Origin of the sequence: Streptomyces sp. NPDC090106, from assembly GCF_044747265.1 — a bacterium.
GTDB lineage: Bacteria > Actinomycetota > Actinomycetes > Streptomycetales > Streptomycetaceae > Streptomyces.
In genome coordinates, this window is record NZ_JBIVDS010000034.1 from 1 (window position 1) to 17,066 (window position 17,066).

The 17,066-nt window shown below is 69.1% G+C and carries 25 protein-coding genes and 2 pseudogenes; 11 read left to right on the forward strand and 16 right to left on the reverse strand.

Annotated elements, in window-relative coordinates; genetic code table 11:
- Window positions 1-533: pseudogene (locus ACIPSE_RS46535) on the reverse strand (hypothetical protein); the annotation flags it as partial.
- Between the two features lie 516 nt (window positions 534-1,049).
- Here ACIPSE_RS46535 and ACIPSE_RS46540 point away from each other — a divergent pair.
- Window positions 1,050-1,475, forward strand: a complete 426-nt coding sequence (locus ACIPSE_RS46540; RefSeq protein WP_401676133.1) for a hypothetical protein — start codon at window positions 1,050-1,052, stop codon at window positions 1,473-1,475.
- Between the two features lie 266 nt (window positions 1,476-1,741).
- Window positions 1,742-1,924 carry a hypothetical protein gene (locus ACIPSE_RS46545; RefSeq protein WP_401676135.1) on the forward strand — a complete coding sequence of 61 codons (183 nt, stop codon included), beginning with the start codon at window positions 1,742-1,744 and terminating at the stop codon, window positions 1,922-1,924.
- Between the two features lie 8 nt (window positions 1,925-1,932).
- Here ACIPSE_RS46545 and ACIPSE_RS46550 read toward each other — a convergent pair.
- Both ACIPSE_RS46550 and ACIPSE_RS46555 read right to left on the reverse strand, forming a co-directional pair.
- A protein-coding gene (locus ACIPSE_RS46550) for an IS5 family transposase (protein ID WP_401676137.1) occupies window positions 1,933-2,738 on the reverse strand; the annotation gives its coding sequence in 2 pieces (ribosomal slippage) (window positions 1,933-2,394 and window positions 2,397-2,738; 804 coding nt in all).
- Between the two features lie 12 nt (window positions 2,739-2,750).
- Entirely contained in the window at window positions 2,751-3,218 is a 468-nt protein-coding gene (locus tag ACIPSE_RS46555) for a hypothetical protein (RefSeq protein WP_401676139.1), read from the reverse strand.
- A 170-nt stretch (window positions 3,219-3,388) separates the two neighbouring features.
- On the opposite strand from ACIPSE_RS46555, the gene ACIPSE_RS46560 reads away from it, so the two are divergent.
- Entirely contained in the window at window positions 3,389-3,991 is a 603-nt protein-coding gene (locus ACIPSE_RS46560; RefSeq protein ID WP_401676141.1) for a hypothetical protein, read from the forward strand.
- Window positions 3,992-4,053: 62 nt separating this feature from the next.
- Here the strand turns inward: ACIPSE_RS46560 and ACIPSE_RS46565 are convergent, their stop codons facing one another.
- Window positions 4,054-4,272, reverse strand: a complete 219-nt coding sequence (locus ACIPSE_RS46565; RefSeq protein ID WP_401676143.1) for a DUF6300 family protein — start codon at window positions 4,270-4,272, stop codon at window positions 4,054-4,056.
- A gap of 53 nt (window positions 4,273-4,325) precedes the next feature.
- Here ACIPSE_RS46565 and ACIPSE_RS46570 point away from each other — a divergent pair, with 53 nt between their 5' ends.
- Entirely contained in the window at window positions 4,326-4,565 is a 240-nt protein-coding gene (locus tag ACIPSE_RS46570) for a hypothetical protein (RefSeq protein WP_401676191.1), read from the forward strand.
- Here the strand turns inward: ACIPSE_RS46570 and ACIPSE_RS46575 are convergent.
- From ACIPSE_RS46575 to ACIPSE_RS46585, 3 genes are read right to left on the reverse strand one after another with little or no spacing between them, the layout of a single operon-like run.
- Window positions 4,543-4,824, reverse strand: coding sequence for a hypothetical protein (locus tag ACIPSE_RS46575; protein ID WP_062025629.1), 282 nt, complete (start codon window positions 4,822-4,824; stop codon window positions 4,543-4,545). The genes ACIPSE_RS46570 and ACIPSE_RS46575 overlap by 23 nt on opposite strands.
- A complete protein-coding gene (locus ACIPSE_RS46580) occupies window positions 4,824-5,804 on the reverse strand; it encodes a caspase domain-containing protein (RefSeq protein WP_401676145.1) in 981 nt (326 codons plus the stop codon). The genes ACIPSE_RS46575 and ACIPSE_RS46580 overlap by 1 nt, the downstream gene beginning before the upstream one ends.
- A 10-nt stretch (window positions 5,805-5,814) precedes the next feature.
- Window positions 5,815-6,186, reverse strand: coding sequence for a TIR domain-containing protein (locus tag ACIPSE_RS46585; RefSeq protein ID WP_401676147.1), 372 nt, complete (start codon window positions 6,184-6,186; stop codon window positions 5,815-5,817).
- Between the two features lie 121 nt (window positions 6,187-6,307).
- On the opposite strand from ACIPSE_RS46585, the pseudogene ACIPSE_RS46590 reads away from it, so the two are divergent.
- Window positions 6,308-6,496 (forward strand): annotated as a pseudogene (locus ACIPSE_RS46590) (hypothetical protein); the annotation flags it as partial.
- An 87-nt stretch (window positions 6,497-6,583) separates the two neighbouring features.
- Here ACIPSE_RS46590 and ACIPSE_RS46595 read toward each other — a convergent pair.
- From ACIPSE_RS46595 to ACIPSE_RS46610, 4 genes are all read right to left on the reverse strand, one after another.
- Window positions 6,584-6,760 carry a hypothetical protein gene (locus ACIPSE_RS46595; protein WP_401676149.1) on the reverse strand — a complete coding sequence of 59 codons (177 nt, stop codon included), beginning with the start codon at window positions 6,758-6,760 and terminating at the stop codon, window positions 6,584-6,586.
- A 197-nt stretch (window positions 6,761-6,957) separates the two neighbouring features.
- A complete protein-coding gene (locus tag ACIPSE_RS46600) occupies window positions 6,958-7,218 on the reverse strand; it encodes a hypothetical protein (protein WP_401676151.1) in 261 nt (86 codons plus the stop codon).
- 211 nt (window positions 7,219-7,429) lie between these two features.
- On the reverse strand, window positions 7,430-7,750 hold the full coding sequence (locus ACIPSE_RS46605) for a hypothetical protein (protein WP_401676153.1): 321 nt from the start codon (window positions 7,748-7,750) through the stop codon (window positions 7,430-7,432).
- Window positions 7,751-8,272: 522 nt separating this feature from the next.
- On the reverse strand, window positions 8,273-9,001 hold the full coding sequence (locus ACIPSE_RS46610) for a hypothetical protein (RefSeq protein WP_401676155.1): 729 nt from the start codon (window positions 8,999-9,001) through the stop codon (window positions 8,273-8,275).
- A gap of 662 nt (window positions 9,002-9,663) precedes the next feature.
- Here ACIPSE_RS46610 and ACIPSE_RS46615 point away from each other — a divergent pair.
- Window positions 9,664-11,013 carry a replication-relaxation family protein gene (locus tag ACIPSE_RS46615; protein ID WP_401676157.1) on the forward strand — a complete coding sequence of 450 codons (1,350 nt, stop codon included), beginning with the start codon at window positions 9,664-9,666 and terminating at the stop codon, window positions 11,011-11,013.
- Window positions 11,014-11,242: 229 nt separating this feature from the next.
- Entirely contained in the window at window positions 11,243-11,728 is a 486-nt protein-coding gene (locus tag ACIPSE_RS46620; RefSeq protein WP_401676159.1) for a hypothetical protein, read from the forward strand.
- 304 nt (window positions 11,729-12,032) lie between these two features.
- Here the strand turns inward: ACIPSE_RS46620 and ACIPSE_RS46625 are convergent, their stop codons facing one another.
- Window positions 12,033-12,239 (reverse strand): hypothetical protein, encoded by a 207-nt coding sequence (locus ACIPSE_RS46625; RefSeq protein WP_401676161.1) that lies wholly within the window; start codon window positions 12,237-12,239, stop codon window positions 12,033-12,035.
- The gene (locus tag ACIPSE_RS46630) at window positions 12,236-13,090 is read right to left on the reverse strand and encodes a hypothetical protein (protein WP_401676163.1); all 855 of its coding nucleotides are present in this window, start codon (window positions 13,088-13,090) and stop codon (window positions 12,236-12,238) included. Before ACIPSE_RS46630 ends, ACIPSE_RS46625 begins: the two co-directional genes overlap by 4 nt.
- A 398-nt stretch (window positions 13,091-13,488) precedes the next feature.
- Between ACIPSE_RS46630 and ACIPSE_RS46635 the strand changes: the two genes are divergently transcribed.
- Complete coding sequence (locus ACIPSE_RS46635; protein ID WP_401676165.1) at window positions 13,489-13,842, forward strand: hypothetical protein; 354 nt, start codon at window positions 13,489-13,491, stop codon at window positions 13,840-13,842.
- Between the two features lie 406 nt (window positions 13,843-14,248).
- On the opposite strand, the gene ACIPSE_RS46640 is transcribed toward ACIPSE_RS46635, so the two are convergent.
- Entirely contained in the window at window positions 14,249-14,797 is a 549-nt protein-coding gene (locus ACIPSE_RS46640; RefSeq protein ID WP_401676167.1) for a hypothetical protein, read from the reverse strand.
- Complete coding sequence (locus ACIPSE_RS46645) at window positions 14,797-15,435, reverse strand: helicase associated domain-containing protein (protein WP_401676169.1); 639 nt, start codon at window positions 15,433-15,435, stop codon at window positions 14,797-14,799. The genes ACIPSE_RS46640 and ACIPSE_RS46645 overlap by 1 nt, the downstream gene beginning before the upstream one ends.
- 199 nt (window positions 15,436-15,634) lie before the next feature.
- Between ACIPSE_RS46645 and ACIPSE_RS46650 the strand changes: the two genes are divergently transcribed.
- Both ACIPSE_RS46650 and ACIPSE_RS46655 read left to right on the forward strand, forming a co-directional pair.
- Window positions 15,635-15,871 (forward strand): hypothetical protein, encoded by a 237-nt coding sequence (locus tag ACIPSE_RS46650; protein ID WP_401676171.1) that lies wholly within the window; start codon window positions 15,635-15,637, stop codon window positions 15,869-15,871.
- On the forward strand, window positions 15,871-16,137 hold the full coding sequence (locus ACIPSE_RS46655) for a hypothetical protein (RefSeq protein WP_401676173.1): 267 nt from the start codon (window positions 15,871-15,873) through the stop codon (window positions 16,135-16,137). The genes ACIPSE_RS46650 and ACIPSE_RS46655 overlap by 1 nt, the downstream gene beginning before the upstream one ends.
- 36 nt (window positions 16,138-16,173) lie before the next feature.
- Here ACIPSE_RS46655 and ACIPSE_RS46660 read toward each other — a convergent pair whose 3' ends face one another.
- Entirely contained in the window at window positions 16,174-16,569 is a 396-nt protein-coding gene (locus ACIPSE_RS46660; RefSeq protein ID WP_401676175.1) for a luciferase family protein, read from the reverse strand.
- 130 nt (window positions 16,570-16,699) lie between these two features.
- Here ACIPSE_RS46660 and ACIPSE_RS46665 point away from each other — a divergent pair, with 130 nt between their 5' ends.
- Window positions 16,700-17,041: a DUF6233 domain-containing protein gene (locus ACIPSE_RS46665; protein ID WP_401676177.1), complete on the forward strand. Its 342-nt coding sequence runs from the start codon at window positions 16,700-16,702 to the stop codon at window positions 17,039-17,041.
- The last annotated feature ends 25 nt before the right edge of the window (window positions 17,042-17,066 follow it).

The window sequence follows — 17,066 nt, forward strand, 5'->3', positions numbered from 1 at the left end:
GAGTCCTCGACCACGAGGTCAAGACTCGTTCCCCCGGCGGCCTTCAGGATGGCCATCTCCTCGGCCTCATAGTCCAGATCGTGCTGGCCCCGCGGGGCCGAGGCCATGAACGCCACCCCCAGCCGGTACCCATCCGGGGCCGGTGCCGGGCTCGGGTGACCGAGCCGCCGCGCCACGGCGAACAACTCTGTCGCCTCCGCCAGGAACCCCTCATCAGGAGCGGCCAGCAGCTCGTAGGGAGCCCGCAGCAGCGCCCACGCCGCGGGCGACGGTTTCGCCGGTGCCCGGACCTCGAACACCAGCGGCCCCGACGCTGCAGCGATCAGTCTCGTCAACTGGCCCAGGTCGCCCTCCAGCCACCGGTACAGGTCGCGTCCGATCGCGAGCAGCACCTCGTCCCTGGAACCGCTGCGCACGGCCTCCACATACCGGCCGGCGATCCCGTTGAGCAGCTCGACGTCAGAAGCCTCCAACACGCGCCGGGGGCCGACCCGCTGGCTGTCAGCGAGCAGCTCGAACCCGGTGGCGTCCACGGCCAGAACGGTAACCATGAGTCATCTTATCGACGCGCACAGGTACCGTATGGGGGCTTTCGGAAGTCCGGACCGCGGAATGACCCGATCCGTGACCACGTCACGCACTGGACTGGTTGGCCGTGGACTGCCCAGGTACTGGCACACGCGTCAAGTGGCGAAAGACCAGGCTCCGACCGCTTGTGGAGGAGCGAGAGATGACTGCGCAGTCGTGCTCGCCGAAGCCCGCCGTCACCTCGCCCTCGTCCAGCGCGGGCACCGCCGCGAGCCCGGCCTGGACGATCGGATCGTGGACACCGCGCTAGCCGCGCATTGCACCGACATCACCGAGGCCCGCAGCGAGCGCGGTGAGGAACCCGGCTACCGCCTCTACACCGCCCGCTGGGCACCACTGGCTCACCACCCGTACGGCGACGGACGACCGCCGCTCCTGACCGCGACGCCGACCGCGAGCCACCTGCCGACCCGGCCGGGCCGCTGCTGCCGCTGGAGCCGGGGGCGTGGGACATTCCGCGCGTGCCGCTGCTCCACGACCGCGCCGTCATCGCCGCCACCGTTCTCGGTGCCCGGCTGCGTACCGCCTGCCGCGGGGGCCGCGACCCGTACGACGTGTTCGCGCACCAGCAGGCAGCGATGCCCGAGCAACTGCTCCTCTTCGGCCAGGAGGAGCGCCCCGTACGGAAGAAGGCCGGCCCTGGCGGCCCCATCGACGTCGCCGCGCTGCGCACCGACCTGGAAGCCCTGGAACTGACGGCCGATCAACTTGGCCGCCTCGGGCACGCCGGGCAGCACCTCGCCACACTGCGCAAGGACGCCAACTGGCGCGCGGACCAGACCGCCATCAGAAGCGCCTCGAGTGCGCAGAGTGCCGCGGCTGTTGACCCGGGCCGCCAGCAGCACCAACAGCCCGGCCCTGAGCACGGACCAGGCCCGCGGCGGTGACCGCCTGAGACGTTTCGCTCCCACAAGCCCTCTAATGAGGCCTCGGATCCTCGCTGTCCACCACGCGTCCGGCCCGCTGAACTGCGGCCGGGCGGTGTGGCGTCGGCCACGGACGAACCGCCTCGTCAAGGGCCAGTCAAAGTTCAAAACGGACACCACGGGTTGAGGTCGGTCAGACCGCAGACAAGGGGTGCCTGGCCACGGTGGCCACCGGCTCGCACCGCGTCACGGGTGCGGGCCGGGACCTGTCACCGATCCGGCCCGCCTTGGTGCCCGATGCCGCGGTCCTGCTGGGAGATAGCCAGAGCGCGTTCATCGAGATCGACCGCCCCATGTCGTTCGCCCTGCTGATCGCCAAACTGAAGCGATACCGCGCCTACCGCACCGCGCCCGCGACCGGACGCGGCCACGGCGTCCGCCCACCCCGCTCTTACTGGCAGGAGACTTAGACGTCATCTCATTTGGTGAGCCTGCGGTAGCAGATGAGGGTGCAGGCGATGCTGGTGAAGGCGAGGAAGTGGTCGGCTTTGCGTTCGTAGCGCCGATGGAGGCGGCGGCAGCCGGCGAGCCAAGCCATGGTGCGTTCGATGGTCCAGCGATGGCGGCCCAGTCGCTGTGAGGGGTCGATACCTTTGCGGGCGATGCGGTGGGTGATGCCGCGTCCGCGTAACCATCGCCGCAGGTGGGGGTAGTCATAGCCCTTGTCCGCGTGGAGCTTGTCCGGCTTGCGTCGTCTGCGTCCGCGGTGGGAGCGGATCGGCGGTATCCCCTTGACCAAGGGGATCAGGGCTTGGCTGTCGTGCAGGTTCGCTCCCGAGATTCCGACGGATATGGGCAGACCGGTCCGCTCGGTGACCAGATGGATCTTCGATCCATACTTGCCCCGGTCCACAGGATTCGGACCTGTCAGGTCCCCCTTTTCAAGGCCCGCATGTTCACCGAGTCGATCGCGCAGCGGGTCCAGTCCAGCCCTCTGCGAGCGCCGAGCTCGTCGAGCACAACGCGGTGGAGCTTGGCCCACACCCGAGCCTTCGACCACTCGCTGAACCGCCGATGAGCCGTCGCCCCTGACAGCCCGAAAGATGCTGTCGGCAGTTGCTGCCACGTGCAGCCCGACGTGGCCACGAACACGATCGCCGCCAGCACCTCCCGGTCGCCATGCCGACGCCGACCACCGCCCTGAGGCCGCGACGGCGCTTCCGGCACCACCCGCTGGAACAGCTCCCACAGCTCATCCGGCACCAGCCGCTCAACAATCCCCATGGCCTGTCGCGCCTACGACTTGCTCGAGCAGGTGGTCTCAATCCAGGTCGCCTGGAGGTCACGGCAGACAATGGTGAGGGTGCCGTCCCAGCAGGCGATCTCGTGGCTGCAGCCGTCCCGGTGCGGCAGGATCTCGTCGAGAATCACAGCTCCGAGGTCCGTTCCCCGGTCCTCGTCGACGGGATCGATGACGATGCCGGACACCCCCGCATAGCGGATCAGCAGGTCCTGGTCGTGCTTCCAGCAGTTGTGCTGGAACTCGACCTCCATCTCCTCGCCGCTGGCAGCCCGGAGGGCCCGAAGCGTCAGATCCTTCACACATCGCCTGCTGCGGAAGTCGTAGTGGTCCGCGTCCGCGGCGAAAGCCCGGGCGCCTGGCGGCAGATCACCGGAGATCGAGGGCAGGTGGCTCAGGTAGCGAGCCGGGTCCAAGACCCCCGACAGGTCACCAACCTGCGCATCGAGATTGACGTACTCCATCGGCCTTCGCCCTCGCTCACGACTTCCCACTGGCCGACGAATCGTCGCACAGACTCACCAAATGAGATGACGTCTTACTCCGGGGCTTCGGAAGCAGTCGTGCCTCCCGTGGGGTCACTCGAACGAAGTACTGCGGGAACTATGCGCGTTGATCCGGTGTCCGGTTGGACATGGACAGTGGTCTGCTCGACACCGCACTCACCGCGGCTGGTGCCGTTTCGCTTGTGTTCATCGGTGGGTGGGAGAACGCACGCCGTGCCAGGAAGACGCAGGAACGGCAGGATGCGGCCGACGCGCGCGCCGCGCTGGAAGCGCAGGCTGACGAGCTCATGGCCGCCGTGTTGGCCCTACGGGTCGAAGGTGACGCACACGATCACCTCATGGGCGGCTGGAAAGCCAGATCCCTGGTTGTGCTGCGCATGGCGACCCTCGGAGCCACGGCCTACGGCAGAACGGGACGCAGCGACTACCCCGCCCTCATGGCTGGACTCGGCGAGGCTGCCGCCGCCGTCTACCGCTGGAACGAACACTGGACACGGTCGGCAGCCGGACTGACGTCACACCTGAACCGGTTCGGCGCTGCCACCCTGCCCCTGCTCCGGCATCAAGACCAGAGTCTCGCGCAGGCGACCAGCGAGCTGCACACCGCGATCAGCCGGCACTACGCGGATACCGGCAGGACCGATCGGGCCATCGAGGACTTCCAAGAGGCACTACGGGCCGCCCTGGAGCCACCCACGCCAGCCCGGCGCCTGAGGATCACGCGCCGTTGACGATCAGGGGCGCGACCGAACACGTCAGTGGAGAGGAGCCGCTTCTCCCTCTGGAAGACCGGTCAGTTGCGGCTCGGCTGAGGACTGTCCGACAGGTACCAGCCGTACGCGGCCATCTCGGCTCGGGTCCACTCCATCATGAGGCCCGCGCCCTCCGGTGCCCGGTCCGCGCCGGCCTGGCCGTTGCCGAAGAAGCGGATTAGTTCCGCCGCGGGCCGCTTGTGGGCGTCGCAGTCCTTGCACAGCTCCAGCCGGATCGGCCGGCCGAGGGCGTCCTCCATTCGCGGCCGCGTCGTCCTACTCCACGATCGGTGAGGCGGCCAAGGCCCTGAGTATCTACCCGTCGGCCCTGGTGATTCAGATCAATCGCCTTGAACGTGACCTCGGGAAGACGCTGTTGGAACGTGCGGTATGTGGCCGGGCCATGAAACTGACCTCCTTCGGCAAGAAGATCGTGGCGGCCGTCTGTACGAGGTCGAGCTCAGAGAGACGTCCAGACACACAGGACGCCCCCCAGTCGGATGCCTGGGGGGTATCTGTCGGGGTCCATTTCAGTCGGTCAGGATCTCGATGACTGTGGGCAGGTATCGCTGTACCTGCTCGCGATCGCTCTCCTGTACTTCGGGAGCAAGTTCCTCGTAGGGGGTGCGGATCTGCTCCTCCCATCGAGAGACGAGCTCTGCGGGGATCACCAATGAGCCGTCGTCGCGACGCTCGCACTGGTCGTGCAGATACTGCTGCCAATGCGCCCAACGGTCGTGTTCGACCGCCGCTAGCCTGTCGATTGCCCGATGGTTCTCAAGCGTTTCGCGGATTCCTGCTGCATCCGACATCAGATCAAGCCCTGCTTCACGAGGGACCAGTAGTGCTGGCCTAGCACGGTTAGCTCGCACGTCTTGGAGTTCATGGCCGCGTGCCACATGTGTGGTGCGCCCACCGGGCGCACCAGGTTGACGCGCACCAGCGCCTGCAGGACTGCGAAGTCCGCATTCTTGACCGGGTCCGGCGCCGGGACCGAGGGGTCCTCGGCTCCGGTGCGCTCGGGCTCGTAGCTGGGATCCAGTTGGAGCAGGGTGGTGGGCTCTTGGAACAGCTCGACAAGTTTCTGCAGCTTCTCAAGCTCGATCGGGGCGTCGGCCTTCCGCAGCGACACGAACTCCTTGACGTTCGTCTTGAAGATCGGCCGTTGAGACCACGGGCCGAGAGACTGGTCCACGTGGGCGTAGACGCTGCCCGGCGTGACCTCGCCGACGAGGTTGGCCGCGGACCCGCTGAGGGCGTCTACGAACAGGCTCGTGAAGACGCCTGAGCCGCTCGTCTCGACCGCGTACTGATTCGCCGCCGATGCGGTAAGGATCGTGATGCCCTCGGAGATCTCTGCGACCTTGGCGGAGACCGCGCTACCGCCAGCTGCGCCGCTGTAGCAGCTGTCGAGGATGATCACCTTGTTCTTTGCCGGCGACTTGTTGGCGTAGCCCATGATGTCCGCGAGCGAGAGGCCATCGTGCTCGCTGGCGAAATCGCTCGCGCAGAGGTGCCCGCCGATGCCGTCGATGTAACCGTGGCCCGAGAAGTACAGCAGCGCGACCTCTGCATCATCCCGGAAGAGCTGCTCGATCGCTTCGCGCAGTTCGGCGCGAGTGACGTCCGATCCCGGGCCGGTGCTCGTCATGAGGTTCGGTTGCGCGAAATTGCGAGTGCCGTCGGCGTTGCGCTCCAAGGTTGTCTTGACGCTGTGCGCGTCGTTGACCGCGCCACTGAGCGAGCCGATGTTCTCGTAGTAATCGATTCCAACGATAAGGGCCTTACGCATCGTGCCTACCTCAGAGCGAGTCGATGAACGAGGAGATGTTCGCGTCGCTCCAGACGACAGTCGTTACGCCGGCGAGCTGCGTCCGGTCATCGCTGTACGCCCAGATCCCACGGATCTTCTTGCCTTCCTCCTTCGCGCACTTGATCTCCCACTCCTGCCCCTCCGACGTCAGCGAATTCTTGCTCACCAGCACGATCACGCCGTCGGAGCGCCGGATGCGGGTGCGGACCTTGTCCTTCCACCCGGACTCGTAGGCCTCCTTGACTGACATGTCGATGAACTCGTAAGGCGCGCGCGGGCTGAGGGACTGCCCCTTGAGGAAGTCCCTCTGCCGCTCGTCCTCGATCGCGAACGCAACGAAAACGACCTTCTTGTCGGCCATGCCTGACACTCCTACCCGCTTGAGCCGGGCCGTTCTTCGGCCGCGTTTGAAGCTCACGAGAAGCCTATTGGCGCCCCCGACCCCTAGCGTTGCTTTTTCGGCGAGAACTACTGGGACCCCGACTGTCGGAACCGGCGAACAGATCTGGGGTCTGCTCGATGTCCTTCCCGACACCTTCGACAAGATCCCGGAGGCTCTGGACACGGCATCCAAGAAGGGCATTGTCAACCGCATCGAGCACGCGGTGACCGTGCGCGAGTGGATGGAGCGGATGGCTGACGGACAGTCTGAGGAAACGACATCGCTCTGAGACAGCAGCTGGCCGACATGTCGTGAGACTGAAGGGAAACTCCCTGGTCATAGCGGCGGCGCCTGACACCGAAAGTGAGAACCTACACTATCGACCTGCGTCAACCCCCGTGAACCAGCGCGAGGGGAAGGGTCCCGCGGTGAGGGTGCCGTCATCATCGAGGTGGCTGTGGGCGGCGAGTTGGACCAGGAGCTGCTCGGGGGAGAGCCCGGCGCGGGTGGCGATGTCCCGGACCCGGCGGCTCACCTCGCCGGACAGCCACACCTGCGCCCCGAGTCCCTCGCGGGCGTCGCGCTGTTCCTGGCGTCAGGCAGCCTGCCGCGCCAGGGCACCCTCCTTCCGCCGTGTTGCAGACTCCCCCGAGGCCGGGAGGCGAATTCCGCATCTGAGGCTGCGGGATGTCTGTACTGCCTGGCCGACGGCGCAGACATCCCGCGCCCACACTTCCGGGCGGCGCCCTCTCAGGTCGCGGCGGGTGCTTCCGTCGCCTGGCGCAGGGTTTCGGTGAGGGCGGCCTGGGCGGATGCCTGGCGTAGGGCGTGTTCCATGGGCAGGAGTGCCTTGCTGACGGCCTGGACCAGGCGCCCGTGGACGGGGTCCGTCTCTTCGGCCGATGAGTAGCGGGCGGCGATGTCGGCGGCGGCGTGCAGCCGGGCGTCGAAGCGGGCGTCGCTGTGGCTGACGGCGCGCAGGGAGCGGCGGAGCTGGGTGCAGGCGCGCAACCGCTGACCTCCCAGGGCCCTTCCAAATTTGGAAGGAACTGTTGGGATCGTTCGGCCAGGCGGTGCGGCGCCGCGGCCCGCGTCGTTGAAACGGGCGAGGCTTGGGAGCGGATCAGTAAGTCCTGAACGTGCGAGTGCACGACCCGGGCCCCCTTGACCGTCAGTTGGTCGAGGGGGCCCGGGTCGTGCGGTGTCACGTGGCGTCGAACAGTTACAGCCGGGGCAGCCCCAAGAGCATCAGCCAGACCTGGATGGCGAACATGAGCAGGTCGGTGGCGATCTGGGTCTCCCCCGAGGCGAAGCACGCCATCGAGGAGGAGAAGGCCGTCGCGCCGATCCAGAAGACGCCGGCGCGGCTGTGGGTCTGGGCGAACTGGGCGGCCTTGGCGCGCCGGGCGAGGCGGCGCTGGCGGCGGTGCTCCTTCAGCTCACGCTTGTGGCGGGCGATCTCACGCTCGGAGGCCGCGATCAGGAGGTCGTACGCAGGGAAGTCCTGGCTTCCGCCGCTGGGCTGAGGGATCCTCGTCGTCATGGGGCTGTTCCTTGACTGGCAGGTCCCGCACTGCTCGTCGTGGTGTCCAGCCGTCCGAGCGGTGCGGTGCCGGGCTCTAACGGTCCGGCACCATAAAGACGCGGGCCGGAGCCTCTATGTGAGGTCTCCGGCCCGCGTTATATGAGGGGAGGAATGCCGCTAGGGCCTCGTGACGCACGCGTCATCGTCGTTCACCAGCTTCCTCTTGTGCAGCAGTTGTCCGAGGCCAACAAGGGCAAGCCGGCCCGACGCTCCGCCACCGAACGTCCGCACGCGGTCCCCACGCCTCAACGCGCGCTGAACCGACACAAACATGATCAGGAGTTCGTCCCACGCCCGATTGCAGATCAGACGCACGCGAAGTGCGATGGTTGCCAACATAAGGACTACGGTCTCCACGGTGATCCTCTTCCTTGTCGTGTGGTGCGGTGGTGAAGTGGGTTGCAGCCCACTCCCGGTGCGCAGCGAGCCTGGCCAAAAGGGGCGCTGCGCCCGAGACAACGACTGCTGTGCCACGTTGTCCTAGTCGACGGCCGGCAGGCCCAGCGGCATCTGCGCGGCCCGCTCCTTGAGCTTGGTCCGGGCACGATGCACGGTCTGACGAGCGTTCTCCGCAGTCATGACCCGCCGCCCCTGGGAGTCCGTGAGGGCGGTCCTGCGTTCACCGCGCTTCTTGGCCTCCTCGGCCTTCGCGATGGCATGGCTGACGTCTTCCTCGTTCACCCCGTTCATCTCGTTGATGGCCCGGGCGGCATCATCCGAGGAGAGCCTGTCGAGCGCCATCAGGACGAACGCGGTCAGCTCAAGGCTGCTCAGGCAGGTCAGCAACTCGGCGGCGTAGTCCTTCATCTCCTCGACCCGGGCCTGGGCACCGAGGTCGATGGGCAGCGCGGCCTCCAGCATGGAGGTCTCACCGACCAGCAGCTCGCGGTTGTACCGCGTGGCGCTGTTCCGCCAGTGATCACGCGCCTTATTGAGGATGACCGTCCGCGCGAACCCGCCGATGCTCCTCACGGGGCCCTTCTTCAACTCGTTGAAGATGGACTCGCGCGCCAGACCGAAGACGGCACCCTCGTTTTGCTCCCCGACGAGCGCCGCCGTGTACCTGAGGAGTCGGACCTCCTGATCGCAGATCCAGCACCACTGCTTCCTGGACTTCACCGGCAGCTCGGCTGCGGCTCCGCGTCCACCGATCACGATGATGCGCCGCTGCTGCTCGGGCACCGATTCCCCACGAGATGCCATGCTCATTTGAAGGGTTCCTTCACTAAGTGTTCGGTCTTGTTACCGGTCACCCAGGCCCCCCTGACTAGGCCGCGTTCCACCCCGTTGGTGCCCGTGCCAAAAAGACGCGGCGGGTGCGCGGATCGTGAGGAAAGTTGAGGTGTGAGCCGCGTCACATCAGCGACTGGCTGCCACCTTGCGCTGCTGAGTCCGCCGTAGTACCCGCCAGGAGTCCGCCAGGGACCCGCCGTACGGCCCTCTCGGACCCGCCGTACGGCGGGCTCACGGCGGGTTCCCGGCGGACTGCTGGCGGACTCCTGGCGGGCGCTACGGCGGACTCCCGCAGCCACTGCGCAGTGCCTGTGAAGTGGCTGCGCAGGGCCGTGGTCAAGGGGGTCAGGCCCCCTACCGTTTCCCCTACCGGGGTCCCTACCGATCCCCCTACCGGCACTGCCTGCTGGCTGCGCAGCATTTTGCCTGGTCAGAGTGCGTGGGCAAGCCCGGCCAGGAGTCCCGACAACCCTCTTCTCTCTCCTTTCCCCCTCACCTGCATGTCAGTGGTGGGTGGTAGGGGTGGGGCGGACGTCGAGGTCATCGGGTTCGGGCGGCGCTGCTAGGGGCGGGCCCGCGCCGCCGGGCCCGCGGCTGCGCAGTCACACGACTGCGCACGAGGTGAGGGAGGGGCAGCGGTGGGCGGCTCGAAGACCTACCCGTACGGATCCACCGGAGCGGTGCGCACGCACGTGCTGGCGGCGCTGGGGGTGCTGAAGGTCGCGAGCGCGGATCAGGTGCGGCGGCTGATGTGCCCAGGGCACAAGGACAACAAGGCGGTGCGCAACGCGTGTCTGGATCTGGCGAGGCACGGCCTGGTCGTCTCCGAGGGCAACGCGCGGGACGCCTCGAAGCTGTGGGGCCTGACCCCGCTCGGCCTTGATGCCGCGGCGGAGGTTCTCTCCCGCCCGCCGGGCGAGATGGGTGGCACGGCTCGGGGTGCGGCCCGTTCGGGGGCCCCGCACGCGATGGCGGTGAACGAGACGGTCATCGCCATCACCCGCACCCTCCCGGAGCCGACCCGCCCTGTACGCCGTTCCGGCACCGCACCGGTGACGCCCCCTCACGAGACAGCCGCGAGGGAGCCGGCCGGGATGGGCACGCCCGCGTCCTGGTCCACGGAGGTGGTGCACGTCCTGTCCGGCGGCACCCGGGGCCGCTCCACCGTCCAGGCCGACGCGGTGCTCCTCGCCCCGGACGCAGGCGTGCCGGTGCTGCTGGTGGAGGTCGACAACTGCACCGAGAGCGCGGAGCGCCTGGCGGGGAAGTTCGACCGTTACCGCGACTTCTTCCGCCGCACCGTCAAGGACGCCCGGGGCCGGGACGTCCCCACCTGGCGATCCCTCTATCCGCCGACCGGCCGTCAGGGGCACCCGCCGGTCGTCGTCGTCTTCAACCCGGGCTCCCGCGCCGGGCAGGAGGCGCTGAAGAACCGGATGAACCGCGTCCTGGACCTGACCCGCGACGTGTGGTCCGGCCGCTACGAGAACATGGCGGTCAGCGTGAGCGAGAGGGACGGCTACCAGGACTACGCCGACGCCGTCCCGCTCGTCTTCACCACCCTGCCGCGCCTGCAAACGGACGGGCCGCTGGAGCCGGTGTGGTGGCGCTGCGGACACCGCCAGTGGGAGACCCTCACCGACGCCCTGCACAACCCCGACGGCATCGAAGCCTGGCAAGCACGCGACGAAGAGCGCCAGCGACGCCAGCAGCAGGAATGGGAACGCCGGGAGCAAGAGCGCCAGGAGCGAGAGCGGGAGCACGGGTGGGGGACCGTCCGCGCTGCTCCTGTCCCCACCCCTGCTCCTGCTGTCGAGCCGCCAGTCCCCTGTGCGCGGTGCGCGCAGCCGGTCACCGGACCGGAAGGCTTGCGCTTCGACGACGCCCCGCCCGAGGACGGCCGGCACTGCCCCGAGTGCCGCGTCGACATCGCCCGGCAGCCGCCGGGTGCGTTCAAGGCCCTCTTCGGCCGTCGCCCGCCCGCCTGAGTGCCTTGTGAGCGCTGCTGGGCTCGCGGCGACGCCTGGACTCTCCGCTGTGCGGCCCCGGGGGGCAAGCCTGTCAACTCCGTGGTCCGCGCCCGTGGTCGGGCCTGTGGTCGGGTCCATGGTCTGGTCCGTGGTCGGGCCGACCACGGGAAGGGCGGGGTGCTTCGTTGTGGTGAATGTGGGGGGATCGGTGCTCGCTGTTGGTGTGGGTCCGCTAAAAGGGGGTGCCATGGCGACCACCGGGGCGGGAGACGATGAGGCGGCTGCGGCGGAAGGGATGTGGCGTGCCACGGACCTGCTGTGGGCCTACCTGACCGAGGACCAAGGCCGGGTCCGGTCGGGGCTGGAGGGTCTTGGCCGTGAGCAGCTTGCGCACATGCTGGGCTGGCAGGTCCTGGACCATGACATGGTCTTCGAGGATCTGGGGGAGCCGTCGATGTCGGTTGCGGTCCTGGACCAGGTCGCGGCGCTGGCGCCGCTGGAGTGCGAGTTGATGATGACGACCGCGGTGCGCAAGGCGGTCGTCGCGGGGACCGGGCTGATGGCGGGCGGGCTGGACGACTTCCCCCTGGACGCTCAGGTCCACGCGCTCACCGTCCTCATGGCGGTGCTGCTGCTGGAGGCCCACGGCCGGCCCGGGGCGCTGGGGTTTGTCGCCGAGTCGGCCGACGACTTCGTCCGCCGCGGCCACCCACGCCCCTACCCAGCGCCCTGAGCTTGTTCCCGGGCAAGCCTGTCAACTCCCTGCTCGGCGCCCGCGGTCGGGCCTGTGGTCGGGGCGTGGTCGGGCCGACCACGCCCCTGGAGGGCCCGCCACGGCTTGTTCAGGGCGGGGAGGCTGGCGTGCTGTCGGGTGGGGGTTCCTGGCCGTCTGGGGCCGTCTGAGGGTCCGGCGCGTCCGGTGTCCCGTACACGACGCGGAGCATGTCCAGTCCGGCCTGCCGCGACCAGCCGGAACGCGGGCGGGCTGCACCGTGTCTCTGCGCAACCCGTCCGCGTTCCGGCTGGTCCATGGCCGGTCATCCCACCAAGGTCACGACGATCGCCAGCACGGTCAGGCTCAGCGCCATGACGCTGAAGGACGCGATGCCGCCCCAGCCGATCGCCTTGTCCATCGGGGTCTTGATCAGGCGGCCGATGCCGAACGCGATGAGTCCGGCGAAGAGGGAGGCGAAGACGCACAGACCCAGCACGAGCAGCAGGATCACCATCGTCTGAACGGTCACGCGGCACCCCGCTGCGCGCCGCGGCGGGTGCCGGCCTTGCTGTGGAGCTGCTCGGGGATCCAGATCCGCCCCTGGCGCGCCCCGTCGTACAGGGCCTTGCGGAAGCGGGTCTTGCGCATCCGGACCGCCGCGTGGGTGAGGTGCAGCTCGTCGGCGATCTCGGTGTCCACGTAGCCCTCGATGACCATGGCGATGACGGCCTGGGTAAGCGCGGGCTGCTCGCGAAGGATGTCCTCGAAGTCGGTGCTCAGCACGGCGGCTTCGGGTTCGGACACCATGCTGGCCTCAAGGAGCGGGCCGAAGAGCACCGGGTTCTCGTGCGCGGTCTCCTCGGAGCCGTCGTACAGCGCGTGCATCTTGGCGTAGTCCCGGCGCTCGTTCGCCCACCTCGTGAACACTCGGCGGAACTCCCAGATGCACTTGCCCACGAAGTACGTGGTCAGGCAGCTCGCCCCCTTGCCTCCCTTGTAGTTGGGGTCCCACTCGCCGTCGACCAGCGCCTTGCGCCGGAACGACGTCCGCACTCGCAGCACCACCTCGACGAGGATCTCGTCGCGGGCGACGGGATCGGAGCGCAGCAGGGCGTAGTCGTCGGGGCTGACCCAGAAGGGCAGACCCCGCTCCGTGCACCACTTCATCGCGATCCGGGGGAGCGAGCCGTTGCGGAGCATGCCGCGCAGGACCGGCCATGCCTGCGAGATCAGATCGTCCTCGAACGACTTGTAGTCCTGTCCCTTGAAGCCGTCCAGAGCCAGTTCGCGGACGCGGGCAGCGTCCCGCATGACCCGCGTCGCCCGGTCGTCGGAGAGGCCGTTGTCGACGGCCTCCGCGACCTTGTGCACCGCACGCATAAAAAATCCTCCGTCTTGAACCGCTTCAGAACCTCGGCGATGCTTCTTTGAGCCTTCGCGCGGTCCAGAGGCAGGTGTCTGGTTGTACGGGGTCATGTGCGGGGCAGCGGTGTGAATGTCACACGCCGGTTCAAGATTTTTTCGACGGCACCTTTCTGAGCCGGATTGTCGGCCGGGATTGTCGGCCGGGATTGTCAGGTCGGGATTGTCGGGCTGGGATTGCCGGAAGCGGCCCACCCGTGCCCCCGGTGCAGGAAGGGCCCAGGCAGGGAAGTCGCCGGTCTGGCCCGCAGGGTCGGTTCTGCAGTGGCGATCCCCGGGCGGGTGATCTTCACCGCCGGGCCGTGACCGGCGCCCGCTGACGCGGGGTTGTCCCGGCTATGACGAGACTGCGTTTGATGACGATCGCCGCCGCCGTGGGAGCCGTCGTGCTGACCGCCGCCGGGACCGCTCCGCAGGCATCTGCCACGGCGGCCCGGTCCGTGACGGCCGCGTGCACGACGACCTACGAGGTGACCGGGCGGTCGGTGGCGGTGCGCCGGCCCGCGCGGGGCGAGGCGGTGGCCCGCTCGAACTCGAGGGTGGTCCGTGTGCTGCACCGCGGGGACCGGGTGACGTCGTGTCTGGAGGCGGTGGCCCGCACGGTCAGTGGTCCGGCCTACCGCAAGTGCGGCCGGGACGGGCATGTCTGGCGGGTGGTCAGGGGGCCGCAGGGCGGCCAGGTGCCCGCCACCTGCTTGAAGCGCCTGTGATTCCTCCTCTCATTTGGTGTCTAGGGTGTGGAATGCCGACCTGACCGGTTGCTTCCTTGGGTGCTCCCACCGTTGCGTGGACAGGGGGCTGGACCGTTGCACCGTGAGGTGCACCGAAGGTTGCAGCACCCTTCAGCGCGGTCGCCGCATCCGCCCAGCTCACGCCTCCTGGGCAAGCCGGTTGCGGTCGCCGACACCTCCTTCTCCGCGTCAGCCGGAGAAGGGGAGGTCACTCCTGTGGGGGATCGACGGGGCGCCGGGTGCGCAGGACGATCCGCAGAAAGCCGTGGGGACCGGGCGTGTGAGCGCGGCCGGTCCCGCGCATGCCCACGGCGTGCACATGCGGCGACGGAGCAGGCCCGCACCGATCGGTGCGGGCCTGCTCACGTCCTGGTCGTGCTGGTGGTCACTGCGGGGTGAAGGGCCCCGCCGCGAGGGTGCCGTCGTCGCGCAGTTCGGCGTGGGCGGCGAGTTGGGCCAGGAGCTGCTCGGGGGACAGCCCGGTGCGGGCGGCGATTTCCCGGACGCGGCGGCCGGCGTCGGCGGTCAGCCAGACCTGTGTGCGGAGTTCGTCGCGGGCGTCGGCCTGTTCCTGCCGCCAGGCGGTGTGCCGGGCGAGGGCGCCGATCCTGCGCGCTTCGCGGTCCTGGTCCCATGCCGTGCCCGGGGTGTCACGGTCGGGGTCGTAGACCGTCCAGCCCTCACCGGCCATGAGCGCCGCGACGCGCTGCCACTCGGCATGCCGGGCGGCCCACTGCTCGGCGAGCTTCTGGGGATCGCTCTGGAACGGGTCCGGCTCGTCCTCGCCGTAGCGGGTGGGGGAGCGGAGCTCCCGCTGCGTCTCCCGCTCCCGCAGGGCGGCCTCGGCAACCTTGTCGGCGACCTGCCCGGCGCTCAGGCCGGTGGCCTGCCGTCGCACGGTCGCCCGTGCGACGTCCTCCGCGCTCCACTGCATCACGCCCCGCCCTCCGCAGCCCATTCCAGTCCCAGCGCGGCCAGCTCGCCCCGCCGTTGAGGAGACAGTTTGGCGGCCCGGCTCCGGGCGTTGCTGAGGAACGCCCCGATCCTCAGCTCGACTCCGTCCACGGTCTCCACTGCCTTGCGAGGGACGCGTGCGTGTCCCTCGCGGGCGTGGAACTGACGCAGGGCGGCGAGGTTGGCGGCCCACTTGTCGGCCTGTGTACGCCGCACCGGACCCGCCGTCTCGCCGTCTTCCAGGGGTTCGATGCCGACGGTCTCCAGGAGGTACTGCTGCACGGGCACGAGACGCTCCCACCCGGTGCGCTGCGCGGTGATCCACGCTCCGAGGTCCTCGCCCTGGACGACGACGTCCCCGGCCCGCGTGGGGAGTTCGCCGCCTGCCTTGCGGTGCGCGAGCACGAGCCGGTAGGTGCGCTGCCAGCCGATCTCCCACTCCGGCGCCCACCCCGGATCGATGTCCGTCAGCGCCTCCATCCGGCTCTCTGGCAGCTCCCCGGCATAGGAGACGCCGGTTGTGCTGTCGGCGCGGAGCGCGGCGTTGGTGCGCGTCTTCTTCGCGGCGGCCCGCTGGTTCTTCAGCCACGTCCCGAGCGCGAATGAGGGGCACGGCACGCAAGCCCTTCACGCGCCCCTGAGCGCCCACTGTGGGGCCGTTCACCTGTCCCGGCGTCAATTCCCTCGCCGGGCAGGGTGATCGGCCCTCAGGGGCCCGCACAGGCGATCAAGGAAGTCGGGTCCGCCGATCGGGCCCCGACCGCCCGGTCCCGGCGCTACCGTGGTGGGAGCGCCCCACCCCCAGTTGGAGGCACCCGTGAGCGACCAGCCGGCCCCCGGCGACGCTGCCGTCCGGCAGCGCCTGGACGCGGAGACCGCGGACGCCCTGCGCGCCCTCGCGGCACAGGCCCGCACTCGCGCCGATGCGTACGCGGCCGTCCTGGAGGACCTCGCCGTCAACGGGCTGCCCGACCCCGCGGACTGCACCCCCTGGGAAGAGCTGCGCGAGGCGCACCGGGCCCGGCTCGCCGGGCAGCGGCCGGCCGTCGCCTGATGCCCCCGCAGCGCCGCCGGGCCCGGATCGTGTTCTCGGACGCCGCGGCCAAGCAACTGGAGTCCATCAGCCTCGAAGTCGAGCTGCACGCCCTGGACCGCGCCCTGGTGGTCATCAGCGTCGACCCCGAGATCGGAGAGCAGCTCCCCGCCACCGCAGACGCCCCGGCACTGCGCCAGTACACCGACGACGTCGAATCCGTCCGCGTCCTGTACTTCGTCACCGCGCTGCGCACCGTGGTCGTCGTCGCCTACATCGAGACCTGAACACGGGCGCGGTTCCACCGGCCCGCTCTGCGCCGCTCAGCCTCCGCTGAGTGATCCCTTCGGACGGATCGGGCTGCGGTGATCGTTGCAGTGTGCTTGCGGCATCTCGCCCGGTTCCGGCCACGCCTGGTGTGCTTGCAGGGCGAGGGAGGCCAGGGTCATCAGGAGGTCGACGTCCGTTGCGACATCCAGGCGCAGGGTGACCCACTGCGAGCCGGGCACCAGAAGGACCGCGGTCGCGTCCGTGAGGTGGTCCTCGAACCGCTTGATCGCCCGCGCGGTGAGGTACAGGTCGACGTGGTCCTCGGAGTGGAAGTGGGCGATCTCCCCGTGAGCCGCGCGGACGGCCCTACCGATTCCACAGCTCGGCTCCGCCTCGAACAGGTCGGGCCAGCTCGCCAGTTGTGCGAGCGCGCGCTCTGCCAACGTCATATGTCCATCATGGCCAGCTCATCCAGCCGCCACCAGGAAGTGAGGGATTCGTAACTGATCCGGGCGGCCGGAAGGCCCGGCAGCGACACCACATGTGCGCTGGTCAGCCCACACTCATAAAATAGAACACGTGACCGAATCTGCTGCCCCGTCCAAGCTCGCCGCGCTCCGGTTCCTGGAGCGGGTCCAGGAGCGGGACCTTGCCCGGACCCGGCGGTGGATCGAGGCGGAGGAGCGCCGCGAGAGCGAGCGCCTGCGCGGGCTGGCGGCCCGGCCGCCGGCCCCGGACTGGCTCATCGAGGAGAGCCTCGGCCGCGACACCCCGCCCGTCTACGTCCACGGGGGTGACTGTCACATGGCGGGCAAGCGCTCGCGAGGCGTCACCCGCGAGCAGGCGGTGCGGGCCCTCGCGGAACGGGTGGAGGCGTGCCCGCACTGCCGCCCGGACACCCTGCTCGGGTTCGTCGACTGACCCGGGACCGGGTGCACGCCGGGCC

What these genes read in the sequence shown, in the direction of transcription:
- ACIPSE_RS46555 (WP_401676139.1), bottom strand. Translation starts at nt 3,218, where the DNA reads ATGGAGTACGTCAATCTCGATGCGCAGGTTGGTGACCTGTCGGGGGTC.
- ACIPSE_RS46560 (WP_401676141.1), top strand. Translation starts at nt 3,389, where the DNA reads ATGGACAGTGGTCTGCTCGACACCGCACTCACCGCGGCTGGTGCCGTT.
- ACIPSE_RS46565 (WP_401676143.1), bottom strand. Translation starts at nt 4,272, where the DNA reads ATGGAGGACGCCCTCGGCCGGCCGATCCGGCTGGAGCTGTGCAAGGAC.
- ACIPSE_RS46575 (WP_062025629.1), bottom strand. Translation starts at nt 4,824, where the DNA reads ATGTCGGATGCAGCAGGAATCCGCGAAACGCTTGAGAACCATCGGGCA.
- ACIPSE_RS46580 (WP_401676145.1), bottom strand. Translation starts at nt 5,804, where the DNA reads ATGCGTAAGGCCCTTATCGTTGGAATCGATTACTACGAGAACATCGGC.
- ACIPSE_RS46585 (WP_401676147.1), bottom strand. Translation starts at nt 6,186, where the DNA reads ATGGCCGACAAGAAGGTCGTTTTCGTTGCGTTCGCGATCGAGGACGAG.
- ACIPSE_RS46605 (WP_401676153.1), bottom strand. Translation starts at nt 7,750, where the DNA reads ATGACGACGAGGATCCCTCAGCCCAGCGGCGGAAGCCAGGACTTCCCT.
- ACIPSE_RS46610 (WP_401676155.1), bottom strand. Translation starts at nt 9,001, where the DNA reads ATGAGCATGGCATCTCGTGGGGAATCGGTGCCCGAGCAGCAGCGGCGC.
- ACIPSE_RS46620 (WP_401676159.1), top strand. Translation starts at nt 11,243, where the DNA reads ATGGCGACCACCGGGGCGGGAGACGATGAGGCGGCTGCGGCGGAAGGG.
- ACIPSE_RS46630 (WP_401676163.1), bottom strand. Translation starts at nt 13,090, where the DNA reads ATGCGTGCGGTGCACAAGGTCGCGGAGGCCGTCGACAACGGCCTCTCC.
- ACIPSE_RS46635 (WP_401676165.1), top strand. Translation starts at nt 13,489, where the DNA reads ATGACGATCGCCGCCGCCGTGGGAGCCGTCGTGCTGACCGCCGCCGGG.
- ACIPSE_RS46640 (WP_401676167.1), bottom strand. Translation starts at nt 14,797, where the DNA reads ATGCAGTGGAGCGCGGAGGACGTCGCACGGGCGACCGTGCGACGGCAG.
- ACIPSE_RS46655 (WP_401676173.1), top strand. Translation starts at nt 15,871, where the DNA reads ATGCCCCCGCAGCGCCGCCGGGCCCGGATCGTGTTCTCGGACGCCGCG.
- ACIPSE_RS46660 (WP_401676175.1), bottom strand. Translation starts at nt 16,569, where the DNA reads ATGACGTTGGCAGAGCGCGCGCTCGCACAACTGGCGAGCTGGCCCGAC.